We start from the raw sequence: 20,099 nt of genomic DNA on the forward strand, positions 1-20,099 counted from the left end.
TAAAGATGGTAAATACAGTCTATACTGCGCAGTAATCGTGAAAAAAGTTGATGCGAAAACTCGTAGCAAAGTAGGTATTAACGAATTATTACGTCTAGATTAATTTTTAGACAAATTTAAATGGCTAACCCATTGGGTTAGCCATTTTGCGTATCTTAAAAATATAAAAATAAATTAGAGCAACTTCACTTAAGCATATAAATAACTATTTAGAGCAAACAATTAATCGCTATATAAATAACTATTAGACTAAACTACTAATCGCAATATCTCTAAATTAAATAGTCTAAACCCTAAATCTGAAATTGATAAGTGTTATTAATTCTAAATAGGTTTAATTTTGCGTTTCTACTTGCTCGCTAGAAGCTAGCTCTTCTTGTGTAGTTTGCTCTTGGGCTTGAGCTTGTGCTTGTAGCTCTTTAGCTGCTTGCATTTCTTCACCTTCATTCATTGCTACAATTAAAGCAAATTCAGGTTTATGATATGCTGCTAATTTCTCTTTATCCACTAAATCAAAAAGTAATTGAATAGCTTCACTGAGACTGATTTCTTTATCGCGAGATAATTCTGAAAGTTGATGCCAAGCTTTAAACTCTAGATCAATTGTCTTTTTGGCAAAAAGAATTTTCTCGTTATCGTGGAAACGTTTACGTTTAGCACGTAAAGCTTGCTGTAACTTTTTGTGTAAGTTTTCATTTAAATGCTTTGCAATCCAGCCGTCAATTAACTCTGGTTTGTTTTTAGCATTAATTAACTCTAAAGAAATCTCACGTACAATTTCAGCCTCGATATACTTAGTGATATTTTCACCACGTAAATATTTATTGTACAGATAATCCCATTTCCACTTAGCTTCGTGAGTTGGTAATTTTTGGTGTTTGCGATATAAACGATTTTTACTATTTTCTAACATACGCGTTCAACAAATGAAAGTAAAAGCTTAACAGCCTTGAAGTATAACTTCAAGGCTGTTAGTTTTTAATTGGTGGAGCTGAGGGGATTTGAACCCCTGTCCGAAACTATTCCATTCCAAGATCTACATGTTTATTCCTACTTGGCATTCACCAGAGTTTATAAGTAGGACAAAAGAACCTCTGGCTAGATTGATTAAGTTGTCATAATTTCAAGTACAATCCGAACCCAGAATTACTAGCTAGTTGATAATATTATAATGCATCATAGAACTCCCTACTACCTACTAGCAGAGGCTAGGGTATGATGGTTTAGTCAGGTTATTAAGCTGCTAAAGCTAGGCCGTTTGAACGACCAAAATTTAAAGGCATGAATTTGTCTGCACTTATATTTAATTGAAGTTTTGAAAAGCTCTTCGACTTTACATGCACCTGAAACTTCATCAATCCCGTCGAATCCAAAACAGCCCCGAAAACGGTTTGATGTAAGGTTAAAGTGAAACTGATGTCACTTTCCATCACGCCCATTATAACAAAGATTAAAAATAAATGCAAATTTGTGCGTTAAATCTATATAACTCAAGCGCGCCATTGCAATAGAGATAAATAAATATCCTTAAAACAATAACCGATATAGCTATACAAACATACAAAGATCCAATCATTATTTATGATTGTCATGCACTCAAATTGTTGGCATGCACTCAAGCTATAAATCGCTTATTTACTCTTAGGCTCTAAAGCTTGTAACTGTTGCTGCACTTTTTGCATTAATTGTTCATAGTCAGGTAAATTCTGACTAAAATCAGCATGTAAAGCTTTTAATTGAGCATTAGCAACGTGCGTATAAATTTGCGTTGCTTGGAGATTAGCATGTCCGAGTAATGTTTGCACACTACGAATATCAGCTCCATTATTTAATAAATGAGTAGCAAAGCTATGGCGTAAACTATGCGGACCAAAACCTGATAAGTCGAAGGTAAAACATTGACTAGCATATTTATAAATACGCTGCCAAAAGTTAGAACGACTCATAGGTAAGCCTTGAGGATTAGGGAAAATATAATCACTTTGTACTTTAGCGTTATGACGATAACGTACTAAATATTCATGTAAAAAATACAAGGCAGAATAACTTAGAGGAACAATGCGAGTTTTATTTCCTTTACCGGTAATGCGCAAGGTCATAGCTTGTTGATCAAACTGCTTAAATGTTAAGTTAATACACTCACTGATCCGTAAACCAGCTGCATATAAGAGTTCAAGCATAGCGCGATCACGTAAACCTTTTTCTTTATCTAATCTAGGTTGTGCAAGTAGTTTTTCTACTTGTTCTTCGGTTAGATAAATCATCTGGGGTTTGATCGCTTTAGGCAAGCTCATTTTTAAGGTAGGATCTTTAGTAATATATCCTTGCGTAAATAGAAAGCGAAAAAACAAACGTAAGGTAACTAACCAATGACGTAAACTATTTACGGTTATATTTTCTTGCATGTATGTGGCAAAATAAGCCCGTAAATGTTCCGTTGTCAGACTGGTAAACTCTAAATTTTGCTCTAAGCACCATTTATAAAACTTACCTAGATCATAGTAGTATGAAATGACTGTATTTTCACTTTTTTGCTCGACCAGAGACACATGTTGAATAAATTCATTAATTAATTTTGCATTATTTGCCATGTCATCTCCTAACGTAAGTACTGTTCTAAGTCCCAAGTTATGAGAGCATTAATAGCAATTTGGTTTTGTACTAATTGAGGCAAACTATAAAAATCAGTCGCTAAATTTGCCATCCATGAGCCATAAACCGGATTTGGCAACATAATATACTTAGTCCCAAAAAGATCAGCATTTTCATCAACCCACTGACGTTTAGCTGCATTGCCTTGTAAGCTTTTAGTGCCGTAAAAGTCGTCAATACTATCACCTACGATTAACACTACATGCTCGTTGTGCATAATGTGCGCTAAACGTTGATCTTTACTTTCTTCGCAATTATTTACATATTGTAAAATTACTCGTTCACGTTCTACTTGCGGAAATCCTAGATGTTGTAAATGCGCAATTGTTGGTTCTAAATTAATGCCATAACGATTAGATAGGTAATAAATCTTCCCCCCTTGAGCATCTATATCTTGTAAAAACTCAAGAGCTCCAGCTATGGCTTGAGGCTTTCCTTCACGTTCCCAATTTTCCCAATGGGACTGTTGATAACCTACTCCAGATAGCGTAATCCCTGCTTCAAAAGGAGTATTATCGAGCAAAGTTTCATCGATATCTATAATGATCGTTTTTTCCTGTCCAGCTTGCTCTGGTGCAGCCTTAAAAGCTAAACGCGCATAATTAAAGGCTTGATATACGGCTGCGCGATATTCAGCTGATTGTTGCATCCATAATAATGCGCCAACTAATTGTTGCCCAAATACTTGCGTTTGGCTTAAGAACCAATGATCAGAGGCAATTTCAGGAATAACTGGAGGCAATTCCGGATAAGCCGATTGTAAAGTTGATAATAAAACTGTAGCGGCTGTAAAAGCCGCTACGGTATTGTTGTTTTGTATCACTAATTTTTCCTAGTTTAAGCTTAAAGCTCTACTATTTAAAATTACTTAAATCCCAAGCTTTAATTGCATCAAGAATAATTTGATTTTGTCCGCTTAAAGAATTTTTATAAAAGTCTGGAACTAAGGTGCTAATCCATGAACCATACATTGGGTTAGGTAATACAATGTATTTCACACCAAAGTTTTTACGGTTTGCGTCTACCCAATCAATACGACCTGCATTATCTCTAATTTTGTAAGTATCTGGGAAGTCTTGTAAATTATCCCCAACATATAAAACTACATTGTAGTTTTGACCAGCTTGCGCAAAACGTGCATTTTTATTAGACTCTTTATCTTTTAAGAGTAATGTTTCTTTTGTAACTTCAGGGAAGCCTAAAGCTTTTAATGTTGCTTGAGTTGCATCCCAGTTTTCAGCACGGCGGTTTGATACATAGAATACTTTACCACCTTTGCTTGTTACATATTTCGCGAACTCTAAAGCACCTGGACTAACTTTTGGATTACCTTCACGTTCCCATTTGCCCCAAGTTTGACTGCTAAATGGAATACCATATTTAGCAACACCACCTTGGTATGCTGCATTGTCGATCATAGTTTCATCTAGATCTACCACTACAGCTTTAGCCTTACCTTTAACAGCTTTAGCATTATCAAACGCTAAAGTAGCATAGTTGAAGGCTTGATATGATAAAGCACGGTATTCACCTGCATTTTGTACCCAAGCTGTAGCAGCAACTAAAAATTGCCCTGAAACTTGAGCTGGAGTTAAAGTTACAGTACTTTCTGCACTTGCATTTGCTGAAGTAGACGGATTAGTTGAACAAGCAGCTAATGTTACCGCAGCTAGTGCACTTACTAGTAATTTAGGAAATACCTTTTTCACTTTATGCCTCTTAAAAATAAATTGTCGTGAATGAGCTAAAAAATTCTTGCAACTCAAGAGAGTTTAATGCCAGTACCTATATTTTAACACTTAAAAAGTTGAAACTCTTAGGTATTTAGCAACTTTATTTTTCAAGAATCTATAGATAACTTTACCAACTATTAATTTCTAGTTCTCCTAATTATCTTATTCATTGCTAAACTTACTAAATCTTAGCCCTGCGGCATTGCAAAATTCACATTAGCTCGATTTTGCAGTTACTCTATACCTAAGCTTGTCTGAAAAAATAATTTAATCTTCTTGGTAGTTAATCAGATCCCAAGGTTTAAGTGCTTCTACTTTTAATTTATTTTGTTCTGTTAAAGTGCGGCTATAAAAACCTGGAGCTAAAGCATTTACCCAATTACCATACATTGGATTAGGAATAATAATGTATTTAACGCCGAATTGCTGACTATTTTGCTCAACCCATGCATTACGTGCAGCTGTAGTTTCTAATTTACTTACATTAGGATAATCTTTTAAATTGTCGCCTACATAAAGTACTACATTGTAATTTTTAGCTACTTGAGCAAAGCGTGGATCTTTAGATGAATCTTTACCAGCTTGTAGTAATACAGTTTGATCACTTACATCAGGGAAGCCTAAAGCTTTTAATGTTTGTTGTGTATAACTTAAATTACTTGCTTGACGATTTGATACGTAGAATACTTTACCTTGATGAGCTGTAACATATTGCGCAAATTCAACAGCACCTGGTACAGCTTTAGGTGTTCCTTGTTGTTCCCAGCGTCCCCAAGTTTGAGCATTAAATGGTACACCTGCTTTAATCACTCCACCTTGGTACTCACTATTGTCTAACATAGTTTCATCAAGATCAACAATTACAGCTTTCATTTTGCCATTAATGTTTTCGGCCTGCGTAAAGGCTAAAGTAGCAAAGTTAAACGCTTGATAAGCTAAAGCACGATATTCTGCGGCATTTTGTACCCAAGCAACAGCTAAAGCTAATTGCTGTCCTGCAACTTGTCCAGGAGTTAAAGATACATCGGTTGAACCGCTTAACTCTTTTAATTCTACGTGATTGCTGCATGCAGCTAGAGATAAAACTGCTAATGCACTCACACTTAATTTACCTAAAACTTTCACAAAAACCTCATAAAACTAGTCATAATAATTAACCATATTATACACCTTTGCGTTTATATGCCTAATTATTAAAACTTAGTATTTTATTAATGAGTATTTTTACTTTTTTTGTCTTGGGGTAAGTTGATAGCTGTTACCTTTTACTTATAGAAGTACTATAATTCTTAATGCGCTTTAATCCCAATTAGGCTTTAGTTCTAATTGAGTTTTTATTTTCCCCAACGAGAAAGAGCAAGAGATTTACTCTTGCTCTAACAATTAATTTCTAATCGTCACCATAGAAATTAAATTCATCATCGTTATAAGTACCGTCTGATTTGTACTGTTTGTTTGGTTTAGGAGCTGGCTGTACTGGAGCTGCCACTTGTTTGGTTGTAGTAACGGTTTTGGTTACATACACCGTACGAGTTTGTGGTTGACTCGTTGTTACACTCGCCATAATTGGGTGAGTACCTGCAATGTAATATTCATTAGCACCACCACGTTTATTTTCTATCCCAGTCGCTAAATCAATACGATATACGCTTAATGAACTTGGTAAACGAATATTGTAGCTTGGATATTTGCTAAAAGTTACACGGTTAAATGAATTCCAAATTGGAGCCATCATTTCCGTTGCTGTTACAGGTGTACCTTTAATGCCTTTAGCATTGTATACATAACCAGCACTTGCAAATTGACCAGCATAACCAGCTAACCAAGAGGTTTCTTGTTTTTGGTCAATACCTAGCATTGCCCCATAGTCGCTACGTTTTGAACCGGCAAAACCACTAGCCACTACTGACGCATGACCTTTAAAGTCACTATTACCAGTAATGTTCGTACGTAGAACATCACGGACAATGTAAGCAATATCAGCATCCATTACGCGCGGAGCGTTTTTGCTGGTTGAAGCTGATAAATCAAAAATCGATGAAAGTAGTGCACTATGCACAACTGCTTTTTCACCAACTGATTGATTATCTAAATTAGCAAATACGTTTTTTTGATCGCATTTTTCACAAACAGTTGGTTTATCGGCTGTATAAACAACTTTATCGTTTTCCACTACGCGATCAACAATATAAGGATTAATTAAAAAGCCACCATTGTCAATTACGGCATAAGCACGTGCAACTTGTAAAGGAGAAGCTTTTAACTCCCCTAAAGGTAAACGCATAGAAACGTTATCTGGCACCATAAAGCCCACGTGTGATAAAGAAGCCGTTAGCCCTTCAATCCCTAGGGTTTGCGTCAATACTAAAGGTACGGTATTAACGTTTTTCCCAATGGCGCTACGTAGAGTAATACCTTGTGGATTGTACTTATCATCAAAGTTTTTCGCAGTCCATAATACTTTACTTGCATCATCACCAGCTTTAACTTCAATTGCTTGGTCTTGGTATAAAGTACTGATGGTGTTTTCTTTACTGCTTAAGCCATAAGCTAAAACAAATGGTTTAATTACCGAGCCAATTTCTTGTTCTGGTTCAATAGCGTAGTTAGTATTATTAACATCTAAGCTAAAACCACCAACAATCGCTTGTACCGCACCATTACGCGAATCAAGACTTACAAAAGTAGCTATATCAGTAGGAATTTGCGAAATACTTAAATATTCTTGATCATTTTTAAATGGATCATAACCACTTTGCTGACATTCTAAATCAATCGAACGCTCAAAGTTTGGTGATTCATGACTTAAATTTAAGTAAATAATATCACCAGGTGAGTAAACATCAGCAACTTCGCGTTGCTTGTCACCATTTTTAAAGGCTTTACTTAATTTAGCACTCGGAATATCCATTTCTGATTCGTAGATATTTTCTACGCGAATGCCGTTGTCATTTACATTAGTTACTACTACTGGAAATAACGGTGGATAAGTAGGAGTATGAGCTAGGATTTTAGGAATATTAATCCCTTGTGGTAATGGCATACCTTTAGGCCATGCTCGTCCTACAATTCCACGATAAGTAGTAGACTTATCTTCAGCAATTAGTTTACTACGTACCAGTAATTGCGCTAAGTTTTGTTCGTCTTTTGAAATGGTTAGATATACTTCAAAGCCATCACGGTAAGCACGTTCCCCAAAGTTTTTGTACATTGCTTGACGAGCGATTTCGGTAGCGTAGGCTGCATTGTTTTCGCGATAAGCACTACGGATTTTTGGGCGTGAAGATAAAGCTTCCTGATACTCTTCTTGATTAATAAGACCGCTATGTCTTAAAGAATTAAGAACTTGTGTACGTTCGGCTAGAGTATTGTCATAATTTTCTTCAGGATCATTTTTACTCGGAGATTGAGCAATTGCTACTAAGAAAGTTAGTTCTCCTAAAGATAAATCACGTAAAGACTTATTAAAGTATGTTTGAGCTCCAGCTTCAAAACCATAAGTTTTATTACCTAAATAAACTTTATTGGTTACTAAAGTTAAGATCTCTTGTTTAGTAAAACTACGTTCAATTTGGTAGCTTAAAAGTGCCGATTTAATCCCGCTAGTTAAGGTTGTAGTATCTTGCCCTTTTTCTGCAAAATACTCCATAGCTAAACTTTGAGAAATACTCGGACCTTGTACTAACACCGCTCCTTGAGCGTCGTGTTCAGTTTGTTGATTAAAAATACCTGAAAAATATGCACCACGGTGATTGTGGAAATTACTATCTTTTACCGCCACAATGGCATTAGTTAGCATTGGAGGAATAGCACTATAAGAGATAGGTAAACGACGTTGATCACCGTAAGATACTAGTAATTTATTATCTCTGTCGTAAATTTTTAATGGTTGACTTAATTCAACATAGTTCAAATTTGCGACATTTGGTAATTGTGAGTTTAAACGCGCTAAATAACACACTGAAACAAAAGTTCCCAGTGTTAATAAGTTTAAGCCTACAATCGAAACTCTTTTAAAAACTTTCTTCATAGCTTTACATTATGGTAATAAAGCTGCTTTTTCTTGCCGTAATAAATTATTACTCAAGAAAAAATACATGTATATAGGGTAAATGAAGCACAAATTTTTGTGCGCAAAAGGAAGGAAAATATTAGTCTTAGAAAGGTAGACAAATTTGGAAAAAGTTAAGAATACTACCTAAAATTATACCATATTTCAAGCACTTTCGAAAAGATAAGCTGTATTTTAAACGGAAAAAAGCGAGGACATACATCCTCGCTTTTTCACTTTTCGAATATAAATTTTACTAATAACAATTAGAGTTAATTAGCTTTAATACCAATAATTAGTTAATACTTAGTTACTTTTTGCGTTTTTAGTATTAGCTTGATTAGCAGGAACTTCTACTGAAGCTGTATTAACACTTGTATTAACGGTTTGTTTAATCATTTGTGCAATACCATCAGCAGAAACACCACCTTTAACCCCAAGGATCATTACTTTATTCGCGTCAATACCTTTCGCTTGTAATGTACTTTGGATAGCTTTAATTTCTCTAACAGACGCAGTAACTGGTACTGGTTTAGCAGCTTTAGTTGCTTTCGCAGAGTTAGCAGCTAAGTTAACTTTAACTAATTTTTGTTCTGTTACAACCACAGCTTGTAATGGTTTACTTGCAGTCTTAACGATTGGGATCACTGTAGAAGCAGTAACTACGTTATAGTCAGTTTTTAATACTTCGGCTGTTGTAGGAATACAGATCACACCGTTATCACCAATAGCGTCTTCAATACCTTTAGAGTAAGTAGAGAATAATGTCGCTCTTGGTTTAGCAGCATTTACCATACCGTTTGTAGCTAATGATTCAACACCAGCACCTGTAGTACCTTTCACTAGTTCTTTACCAGTGTGAGCAGCACCTGCACCGTTTGAAGATAATACGTAACAAGATAAGTTTCCTAATTGGTATTTAACCACAGTTGTGTTTTCACCAACACGGATTACATCACCTTCTTGAGCATTACCGTCAGCAGGAGTTAAGCCAGCTTCGTTAGCAGCAGAAGCTTCACGATCTTTACCTACAGATACATCTGTTGTTGCACTGTTATCGCTATCGTTAGTTGCGCTGCTACCGCTGTTGCTACTGTCGTTGTTCGCGCTGCTTGAATCACCACCTTGTGAACCTTGATTGCTGTCGCTTGAAGAAGCTGAACCACTTGTAGAAGTGTTGTTATCAGCGTTGCTTGATGATGAAGAATCAAATGTAACGTTAGTGTTATCAGATGTAGTGCTTGTGCCTGTACCTGATTGACCGTTACTTTGATCACCACCGAAGTCTAAATCAAAGTCATTACCAGAGGAATTTGGATTGTTGTTACCAGCATTTGAACCGCTTGAGTAGCTACCGCTGTTGTTGCTACCACCGATGTTTACACCTGTAGATGAGCTACTTGTGTTACCACCGTTGTAAGAACCTGCGTTTGTACCATTACCAGTACCTTCACCAGCACCAAAGCCAATTCCTGTACCAGTACCTGTACCACCTCCTACGTTAGTTCCTTGACCGTTACCACCAACAACACCAGTGTTTACATTGATGTTAGTTTTGATAGCTTCGTCAATTGCTTTAGTAACTTCTTCGTTTACTTGTTTACCGATATCAGTCACAGTTGTACCTGTATTTGAACCAGTATTTAAGTCAACTGAAGGAGTTGTAATTACTGGAGTAGTAGTTTCAGGGATATTTGGATTATCAGTAATTACTGTGCTACCAGTGTTTACAGAACCACTATTATCAGAAGCTAAAGTAGTTTCAGTACTTGTATTAGTTTCTGGTTTAGCTTTCTTGAACTCACCGAATCTTACGTCACGGATATCACCAGTATCAACTTCTTCTACGTTATTTTTGAAGTAACGTACACCAGCCGAACCACTCGCGCTTTCAGCTTGGAATGATTGAACTAGTTGTGTTGAACCACCGAATACGTTTTGCGTTAAGACAAAGTCACCACGTTTCATTTTAGCTAATAGACTGTTGTCTGCTGCTTCAGTGTTAGATGTTTGTTTACCGTAATCGTATGAGTAGTAGTATTTTTGTTTGGTGATATCGTACATCGCATTTTCACCAGAGCCGTACTTGTTATAACCAGTGTTATATTTAGTTTGGTAACTATTACTTAAACCTGGGATAAACGTTGAGCCTGATGAAGCTGATACGAAGTAAGATGATAAATCTGAACTTGAAGAACTTGAACTTGACGAACCACTATTGCTTAATAGAGTTGAGATGTCATAGTTACAGTTACAATTTAAGTTAGATGAAGAAGTATATGCTGAACCTGATAATGTATCGTATTGATAGTTGTAATCAGAATCTACATAAGTTTGCACTACTTCATTTAAAGTATTACGGCTTGAAGTTCCACTAATTGCACCTTTAATGTTTGCAATAGCATCTGATAATGAAGCTTTAATTGATTTAAGGTCATTGATATTACCAGATGTAACTGTGAAGTTAAAGCCTGTTTCTTGCGTTGTAACGTTTTTCTTAACTTTAACAACTTCGTCTAAGTTACGGTTTACGTTCTCTAAACCAGTAGTATTTTCATTAACTTTAATGTTATCTGAAATTGTAGATTGTACTTCTTGCTCGTAGTATGTTGAACGATCTTTACCACCTGTTAAAGATACTACAACCGCACCACTTAATGACGCACCTACAGATAGACCAACTTGACCACCAGTCACATAGTTGTGATCTTTGTTGTTTTCAACTTGGATATTATCAACGTTAACTTCACCACTGTTGTTACTTACAAGAACCGCAGATTTTAAGTTTAAGTTATCAGCGTTAATATTTAATTCATTACCCGATGCTAAACCTGAAGCTTGCGCTGTCATTGCAGTTTCTTGTTTGTGAGTTTCGAAGTTAATACCTACAGAAGCGAATGGTACTAAGCTTACTACTGATAAACCAGCTGTAACTTGGAAACCGCCACCACTTGAACGACTTTTGATCGTATCTTGATCTGTAGTGATCTTGATGTTTTTCGCATTAATGTTAATGTCTTTAGCTGCGTCCATGTTCACGTTGTGTAAGTCAACATCGTTAGCTGCATTAATATTAATGTTTTCTGTATGGATTTGTGCGTTACGTACTTTGCTTGCGTCTGTTGTACCAGCAACAGTTGAGAATGCGAACGTTGCAGAAGCTGTTACGTCACCTTTATTTTTATTAGCACCAGCATTTAAGTCAATTGATAAACCGAAACGTTTATTTGTAAATGCTGAAGTAGTGTCAGATGTCGCCCCTTCGATGGTTACATTATCAGCGTTAATGTTTAAATCTTTCATTACACCATTAACAGCTTTTAATTGGGTATCACCAGTTGTATTGATGTTTACTGTACCAGCGAAAGTATTTGTTGAGTCAGCTTGAGCAACTTGAGCAGCTGTATCTCTTTCGTAACTTAATTTTACTGACGTTGTCGCAGCAGTAGCGTCACGGTTTACAATGCCTGATAAATCACCTACTACTGTTGCAGCATAAGAAGCATCTACTTCCATACCCATCTTGTTAGCACGAGCAGCTGATACTACATGAGATACAGCGTCAAGGATAGATGATTGAGCACTTAAACTAACACCAAGAGTAAATTTCTCTCTTGAAGTTTTTAAGTCAATAATATCTTTTTGGTTAATTTGAGTTACAGTTGTTGCTTCAATAGTAGAAGTTTTCTCAATGTCTTCAGCAGTAATAGTACCATTGTTATTAATGTTAGTATTACCTAATTCAGCTTGATCTGCTACTTTGATTGTTAAGTTCTTAGCATTTAACTCATTATTTTTGTGCGTTACTGTATCTACTTCGATTTGTGTTAATTCAGTAGAGAAACCGAAGGAACCTCTTGCCGAAGCACCTGAAGTAGCACTACCGTGTGATGTAGCGTGAACTGTTTGACGTTCATCTTCATCACCATTAATGTTTTTCGATGCTAATAAGTAGATCGTACCTGTAGCTTCTTGCGAACCAAATGATGCAGAACCTGTACCGATTAAGTTAGTTTTGTACTCTTTACCTTGTACAGTTTTCACGTCAGCTTTCGCTGAAGTTTCGATATTTTCTGCTTCAATTGTTGCAGACTCTTGAGCTTTAACCGCTGATGATTCTAATTTAACATCACCACCAGCTTTAATGTTTACATTCTCACCGCTAATTTCAGACCCATCAACGAATGCAGCTGATTGAGAAATTTGACGAGCAGAACTTGCATCTGTATCAACTTCTGATACGAAATCAGATGCTACGTTGTGAGTTGCTTTTAATTTAATATCACCTTCTACATCGATATTAACTTCGTCTTGCGCTTTAATATCTGCAGCATCTAAGGTTAAGTTATCAGCTTTGATTGAAACTTCATCAGCTTTAATTAAGCCTTGGTGATTTAAATAACCGTCATCAGTAAAGAATGCAACAGCAGAGAAGTTTGCATCACCTACAGCTTCTAAACTGAAGTCACCTACACGTAAGTTACCTATAGAGTTGAAGTCACCTTCAGTTTTAATTGTAGTTTTATCAGCATTTAAGGCGTTTTGACCAGCTACACCTGTTAAGTCAATATCACCTTTAGCAGTTAACGTTAATACTTTAGTATTTAATGAACCGTCTTTAACTGTTACTTTATCTACATTAGCGTTAATTGATTTAACTGCTGATAAAGATGCTGCCACTTGATCAAAGTTTGTAGCTGCTGCTTTAGTAACTGTTGACACGTGTAAGCGTGGAGTACCTTTACCACTTTCGTTAGTTTCGAAAGTAATGTAATCATAGTTATCTTCAAGATATTGGTAAGCGTCTGATCTTGATTTAAAGGTTTGTTTAGTACCATTATCATCGATTACCATGGTGTAAGAACCAGCGCCTACGTAAGTTAAGCTTTCTAAAGCTTTCTTACGAGCTTCTGTATCTTGAAGGAACTTAGTAATAATTTCGTCAGTAGATCTACCAACTGTTAAGTAACCACCTACTAAGTCTTTATATTGTTCTAGTAATAATAATGAAATAACACCATTATCACCAACAACTGCTTGACCTTCAGCAATTACATTTAATGAAGTTAAGATCGAAGTAAGATCTTTAGTACTTTGTAACCAAGATGGAGCGTATTGGCTCGTAGTGTAAGTATTGTTTTCTTGGTCTAAAGTAATTAATTTACCTAAAAGTTTGTAGTAACGTTCGTTTGTACGTAAACCACTGATTTTTGACGCGATTAATACATCTTCACCAGATTCTACTTTAACGAATGTACCGTATTTACCACCTAAGTTAGCAGCGTCAACTTTTTCGATTTTTTCTAAATCAGAACCTACGTATAAAGAACCGTCGGTTTGTGTATAGTTGCCAGCTGTGAATAACTCTGATGTTGGAGCAAATACTGCAATTTTGTAGTTATCTTTGTTTTTCTCGAAAGTATTCCAACGAGTTTTGAATGTATTGTAATCGATACCTTTCCAGTCAGTACCTAAAACAGCTGCAAGTACTTTGTTCATTCTTTCGTCACTTGCAAAGCTTGCGCTCTTAAGAAGATTTAGGATTTGTTCTGGACGGATTTGGTAACCTACACGACCAGTTTTAGCAATTGAACCATCTGCTAATTTGTTGAAGAAATCGTATAAACTGTCAAATTTAATTGTATTCGCTCTTGTTAAGTAAGTATTAATTAACGAGATTGGTACGAATTCAAATGAAACTTGTGATTTATAGCTTAATAAATCAGCAACGTTTACAGTGTATGTAGATGAACGAACAGTTACGTCACCTTTAACATTAACATCACCTTCTGCATAGAAACGTGAATTGTCAATGATTAATTTTGAAGCTGTAGCTTCGTCGTAACCTGTTAACGTAAAGTTACCTGATACATTCGTTTCAGCTGTAGCAAATTCTAATGAGCTTGCGTCAACTGTCCCGATAGTAGTAGTGAATGTATAACGGTCTTTACGTGCTGCGTGGTAGTGCCAGTTTTCAGCTGTTTCTTCCGCACCTTGTGAAACTGCTAAGTTACCAGTTACTACAGAAGAAATGTCATATTTGTTAGCTTTAACTGTAAAATCACCACCTACAGATACTGAACCTTCTTGAGTGATTTCCGGAGCACGTAAATCGAAGTTACCAGTAGTGTATAACTTACCATCTAAGTTTGCACCACCTTCAGCATCAACAACGTAGTTACCTTTAACTAAAGTTAAACCATAATCATTGTACGCACCTTTAGCTTGTACTGATAATGAGTTTTCTGTAGCTAACACACCGCTATTGTTGAAATCTTTAGTAGTGTAGAAAGTGTAAGCGCGATCTAGGTTTACAACGTCATCTTCACCAATTGTAATGTTACCAGCTTTAACTTTAGTTAATGTTGCGTCGAATGTATTAGCTACATTTTTAACTTGGCTTAAGTTTTTCGCAGCATTAATATCAGCATCAACAAAATCTACAGTTGTAGTTTGTGTAGCTCGAACTTTAGCATTAGAAGTTTTAATTAAGTCAGTCGCGTCACTATTTGCGTTACTTAAAGTTAACTCTGCGTTGTTAGTAATTAATGAAGTGTTTTTAACTGTTACCGCACCATCTTGTGCTTTAACAGCTAATTGTAAATTATCAAATTTGAAGTGAGCGTCATCAGCGTTTTTCGCTAATTGCTCTGCAGTGTCAGAACCGCTAAATACAATTTTCGCTGCAGAAATTGTAGCTACGCCACCAACTTGTGCATTACCGTTAAAGGTTACTTGCGAATTGTATGTTTTAGAATCTTTGTTTGTATCAGCTTTAACAGCTAAGTTTTTACCTACAACTACGTCACCTTGGAAAGCAACCATACCAGCTGCGGTAATTACTACATCATTAGCTTTAACTGTAGTAGCTGCTTCAGTTAATACGTGAGCCGCTGAAGTTAATTTAACTTGGTCAGCTTGAACTTCACCTACTTTAACTAAATCGTTAGCAGATACTTCTACAGCTTTAGAAGCGTGTAATGTAGCTTTAGTAGTGTCAACAGTGCTTTTCGCTTTAATGTTAATTTTGTTTAAAGCTTTAACAGAACCGTTGTCCATTACTTTAACGTCAGCATTAGCAGAAGCTAATTCTACGTTACCTTTTGAATATACGTTGTTTACTTTGATTTGACCATCAGCAGTAATCGTTAAATCATCTTCACCGATTACCATACCTTCATATTCCACACCAGCACCTGATTGTGAAACTACGAAGTTAACTTTGTTACCGTACATTGAACCTAAAGCATCACCAGAGATAACTACTTTAGCATCTGCTTCAGAATCGTCTAATTTAGTACCAGTGTTAGTTGATAAATCAAAGTTTTGTTTACCACCAGCAACTACGATGTTAGCTTTTTTACCACCTTTAGTAACTGGAGAAATTTGTGCTTTAACTTTAACAGCTGCAGCAATTAATCGGATAACATCAACGTCATCAGAAGTTAAATTACCATTTACGTTAAGTTCACCACGAGTAACTGTTTGAGATAAATGGTTATTCGCATTTACTTCAGCAGTTGAAGCAGTGAAGTCTTTCACGTTAATTAATTGCACACCATTTAAATCAATACCGTTCGGGTTGATTACTAATAAGTCAGCACGGTTACCTAACACTTCTAAAGCACCTTTAATTACTGATTTATCGTTACCAGTAACTTGAGCTAAGATTACTTTAGCTTCGTTCATTAGGTTAGGGTTAGCTTCTAATTTTTGTTTTAGAACAGCTGAGTCAACAGCTACAGAACCATTTTTTAAGTTGTTAAATACTGCACCAGTATTAGTAGAGAATTTAGAGAAACGGTTATCAGAAACACCAGCTTTATTTGGGTTTACGATATCGATAACTGGAACGCCATTTACATATTTAACGCCAGGAGCATTAACACCTTTATCTGCTACAACACCTAAATTTAAAGCTTGCGTTGCTGTTGCATCAGTATTAGCTGTTGCAGTAGCAGCTTCACCTAAATTTACACGTTCGTTTTGTGTATTAGTGTTCGCAGAAGCAGCACCCATTGGTAATGCTGAGAATAAAGAACCTAAAACAAACGTAAACGCTAGTTTGTTTAGTTGACCTTTACCATTTGCAGCTGCGATTAAATCAGCTTCAGAAACTTCAACTTTATTGCTACCTGGTTGTGCTTTTTTAGCAATTTCAGATACTGCTACAACTTGGTTAAGAGTTTTGCTGTAAACTAATTTGTAAATTTTATTCATAGTCTTTCTTTATAGAAGTTAGTAGGTTTTACCGAGAGTGAGCGTTTTAAGTAGTCTCACCTCTTTTCTTTTGGTAAACCTTGGAAATAAGTTCCATTGCCAAAATGTCGCTATTAAGTTTAGTTGTCGAGGCTAAACTTAAATTACGAAAGACTTTTTTAAAACGTTGAATTTTAATTTCTAACTAAGTGATATCTATTGTCCTTAACTTATAACACTTAGTTAACGAGTTTAACGACCTAGGAATCCTAGGCTAGAAGTTGGTATAGAACCTTAAATTGTCGAGATAAAAGGTTCGGTGAATTAATAATATAAAATTTACATTGAAAAAGGATAGGAACAATAAAAGCAAATGCCAATATTTACTTTTATGCTCATTAAAATTTTAGCAACCTTATATGAGGAAGTAAATAAGTAGCCGGTTATTCGTTAGAAAATGCTCGTTATTTGTTAAGAAATAACACAAAAGTCAGTTAATAGATACATTTTCCTAACATTTTTAGCAAAGTTATAACATTTAATTCCATACTTTGCCAAACTATGCAGCTCAAACTTAATTTTTAAGGATAATTAAACTTAAATCATGCCCAAGCTAAATTATTTATTCATGGTTTGCTAGGTTAAATTCTTGATACCCTTTTAGACAGGCTTTTTTCTAAAAAGTTGCAAAAATTTTAAACTTTTTTTTGATAATCTAGATTTCTAGCTTATAACTTAAGTGTAAATTTAATCATGTCTTTTTTCACTTAACTCTATGTATGTATGCCAAAGCTTAGAAGTTAATCAGTTTTACTTGCTTATTCACCTTAACTTAGAGCAAGTTAAAGTTTATATTTTTCCTAATTATGAAGTTTCTTATGCTCATGCATAAATAGATTGTAGTTATACTACTATAACTTCTTATCTTTTCTTGCCATGAGATTTTGCTCTCAACTAACCTTCCTATGCTTTTATAGTTTTAAGTAAGGTATTACTTGTACCCAGCACTTGCCTATTACTTTCAAGAAGTTTAGTACAATCTTTACTAACAACTATAAACTGCCATCAACTTAAAATCATTTTTGCAATTTTAGATATTATTCGCAATTTTATTGCACCATTTACGATTTTAGTGCACTATGTGCGAATTTATAGCTTTTCTTATTTAGAGTTTTACATCTTTGTGGTGCATAACTTTTGCCACTACTTATAGCTTTATTAGACATGATTATCACTTTTACGGTCATGCAGTCACATGCAAAGCTATAGAGTAAGTGCTTTTTTAAATAGCAAAAAGCCCCCAAAATTTGCTAATTTTGAGGACTTTTTACATATTCTGAATAATTTAAATACTAAACTATTTCAACTAAATTAGAATGAAGTTGAAACGTTGAAGTAAACTTGGAAGTTTTTCGCTGGTTTAGCGTCATCAACTAGTTTGTATGCAAATGGTTTAGCAACGTTTAATGAAGCTCTCCAGTGGTTACCACCAGTTGCCACACCGATACTTACAGAAGCAGCACGGTATGATTCAGCTTTCTCATCATCGTAAGCTTTGTTACGAGTTAAACCGTAATCTAAACCCAAGTATGGGTTTACATAACGGATAAACGCGTTATCGATTGAGAACTGTGGACCAAAGTTAGTAGAGATTAAGAAACCGTCGTCACCTGAAATAGTGTCTTGACGTAAACCACGTACTGAGTAAGCATCACCAAATGTAGTTACATAGTCACCGCTTAAGCGTTTAACTAAAGAGTATTGACCTTGAACTGTTGTATTAGTGTTGAATAATTGCTCACCAATAAAGAAGTTTTTGTTGTAGTTTAAGTATAAACTTAAGAATTTAGCGTATTTAGAGTATTGTTGTAACTCAGGCGCTGCAGAGTAGTCACCGTTAAATGCACCAAACCCTTGAGTATAGTAACCTTCTACGAATAAACGACCACCAAATAATGCGTTATTTAAGTAGTTAGCACCAATTCTCCAGTCAACAGCGTAACGCTTAGTGTAAAGAATGTTAGCATTACCTTCTTTGAAACGAATGTCAGTTACTGCACGTTTATAAGCTAAACCTACGAATACGTTAGCAATTTGTGTTTTATCACGGAATGCAACGTATGAAAGTTTCCAGTCTGATTTGAATTGCGGCGCGTGTGCAATGTACACTAAATCATCACCAGTTACAGCTTGAGTTGTAACAGTGTTTTTGTATGATGTCCATTGGTTGTTCACGCTCAAGTTGAAGTTACCTAGTGGCTGATCGTAACGTAATGATACGATATCAGTGTGACGATCGCTCCAATCACGGTATAGACGTTTATTGTAAGATAAAGTCCAAGAGTCATTAATACCGATTAAATCAGCATAGTTCATTACAAATTGTAATGTAGTCACGTCTTGTGAGTTGGCATTGTTTAAACCAATTGTGAAACGTGGCATTGCACTACGTTGAGTATTAACGATAATGTCTGAGTAACCAGTTTTGTTTAAAGTTGCAGCTACGTCAATACGTACATCTTTATTAGTCGTAGTTAAGTTATCTACGATTTGGTCGATTGTATTGATACGTAATACATCTTTGTAGAAACCTGGAATCGTAGTTAACATTGCACGGTTTTTAAATGAATCTCTATCTTCTTGAGTTTCAGAAACACGTACTTGATTAACTTTACCCCATTTAATGTTAAATGTTAAAGTGTTATCTTTAAAACCTTCATTTGTAATATATACAATTGAAGTTACATAACCAGCACGGATTAGGATGTTATTTAAGTTGTTTTTTAATGCTGCAACTTTACGCGCATTGAATTGCTGACCAGCAAATTTATCAGCTTCAGCTTGTAATTTGTTAATGATTGAGAAACTTAAATCATCTTCTGAAATGAATTTAAATGAATCAATTTTAACTGAGTTTTCATCAACTGGTTGAGCACTTACATCAACATCACGTAAATTGTCGCTTGCATTACGTTGTAATAGTTTTGAACGCGATTGAATGAAGTTTTCATAGTCACGACTTTCTTGGAAACTATTATAGTTCGCATTTAAATTTACGATTGTGTTTCTAACATCACTTTCGATGTCAGCATGCGCAGTTGCACTCACAACAGCTGCTACTAAGCTTGTAGCTAAAAAAGATAATTTAAGGTTATTCGGTTTAAACATCTTTATAGTTTTCCTAATTATGAAGGTATAAAGTAATTTATCTTAAATTGAAAAAAGATATTTCGCACTATGCTTCAAATAAAAGCATAGCAAAAGCATTAAAGACAAATTTAGAGTGCAAGCTTACTTGTATACACGATTAAACAATGAAGTAAGATTTTTAAAGATTGAACTTTAAACTTATTTTTATAGAAGTTGGTACACTAAAAGAGATAAGCTTGTAGATAAGGATAGGTGTAAATGGAACTTTTAGTTACCTAGTTACTAAATTTAATAGAATTACTAAAATTATGACC

Annotated in this window: 8 protein-coding genes, 1 other RNA gene and 1 pseudogene; 1 reads left to right on the forward strand and 9 read right to left on the reverse strand. The window is 35.3% G+C overall.

Annotated features, from left to right (window positions below):
• A pseudogene (gene dapD, locus CKF58_RS02830) lies at window positions 1-103 on the forward strand (2,3,4,5-tetrahydropyridine-2,6-dicarboxylate N-succinyltransferase); the annotation flags it as partial.
• 231 nt (window positions 104-334) lie between these two features.
• On the opposite strand, the gene CKF58_RS02835 reads toward dapD, so the two are convergent.
• From CKF58_RS02835 to CKF58_RS02875, 9 genes are all read right to left on the reverse strand, one after another.
• Window positions 335-913, reverse strand: coding sequence for a Ter macrodomain-binding protein MatP (locus CKF58_RS02835; RefSeq protein WP_119530729.1), 579 nt, complete (start codon window positions 911-913; stop codon window positions 335-337).
• Between the two features lie 70 nt (window positions 914-983).
• Window positions 984-1,382, reverse strand: a transfer-messenger RNA (tmRNA) gene (gene ssrA, locus CKF58_RS02840).
• Window positions 1,383-1,631: 249 nt separating this feature from the next.
• On the reverse strand, window positions 1,632-2,591 hold the full coding sequence (locus CKF58_RS02845; protein ID WP_119530732.1) for a tyrosine recombinase: 960 nt from the start codon (window positions 2,589-2,591) through the stop codon (window positions 1,632-1,634).
• A gap of 8 nt (window positions 2,592-2,599) precedes the next feature.
• Window positions 2,600-3,475 carry a 5'-nucleotidase, lipoprotein e(P4) family gene (locus tag CKF58_RS02850; protein WP_119530735.1) on the reverse strand — a complete coding sequence of 292 codons (876 nt, stop codon included), beginning with the start codon at window positions 3,473-3,475 and terminating at the stop codon, window positions 2,600-2,602.
• A 31-nt stretch (window positions 3,476-3,506) separates the two neighbouring features.
• On the reverse strand, window positions 3,507-4,361 hold the full coding sequence (locus CKF58_RS02855) for a 5'-nucleotidase, lipoprotein e(P4) family (protein ID WP_222987673.1): 855 nt from the start codon (window positions 4,359-4,361) through the stop codon (window positions 3,507-3,509).
• Window positions 4,362-4,652: 291 nt separating this feature from the next.
• Complete coding sequence (locus tag CKF58_RS02860) at window positions 4,653-5,510, reverse strand: 5'-nucleotidase, lipoprotein e(P4) family (RefSeq protein WP_119530741.1); 858 nt, start codon at window positions 5,508-5,510, stop codon at window positions 4,653-4,655.
• A 265-nt stretch (window positions 5,511-5,775) separates the two neighbouring features.
• Window positions 5,776-8,415 carry a transglycosylase domain-containing protein gene (locus CKF58_RS02865; protein ID WP_119530744.1) on the reverse strand — a complete coding sequence of 880 codons (2,640 nt, stop codon included), beginning with the start codon at window positions 8,413-8,415 and terminating at the stop codon, window positions 5,776-5,778.
• 327 nt (window positions 8,416-8,742) lie between these two features.
• Entirely contained in the window at window positions 8,743-16,656 is a 7,914-nt protein-coding gene (locus tag CKF58_RS02870; protein WP_119530747.1) for a two-partner secretion domain-containing protein, read from the reverse strand.
• Window positions 16,657-18,006: 1,350 nt separating this feature from the next.
• On the reverse strand, window positions 18,007-19,803 hold the full coding sequence (locus tag CKF58_RS02875; RefSeq protein ID WP_119530749.1) for a ShlB/FhaC/HecB family hemolysin secretion/activation protein: 1,797 nt from the start codon (window positions 19,801-19,803) through the stop codon (window positions 18,007-18,009).
• Window positions 19,804-20,099: the final 296 nt, after the last annotated feature.

Source organism: Psittacicella hinzii (assembly GCF_003585935.1).
GTDB classification, from domain to species: domain Bacteria; phylum Pseudomonadota; class Gammaproteobacteria; order Enterobacterales; family Psittacicellaceae; genus Psittacicella; species Psittacicella hinzii.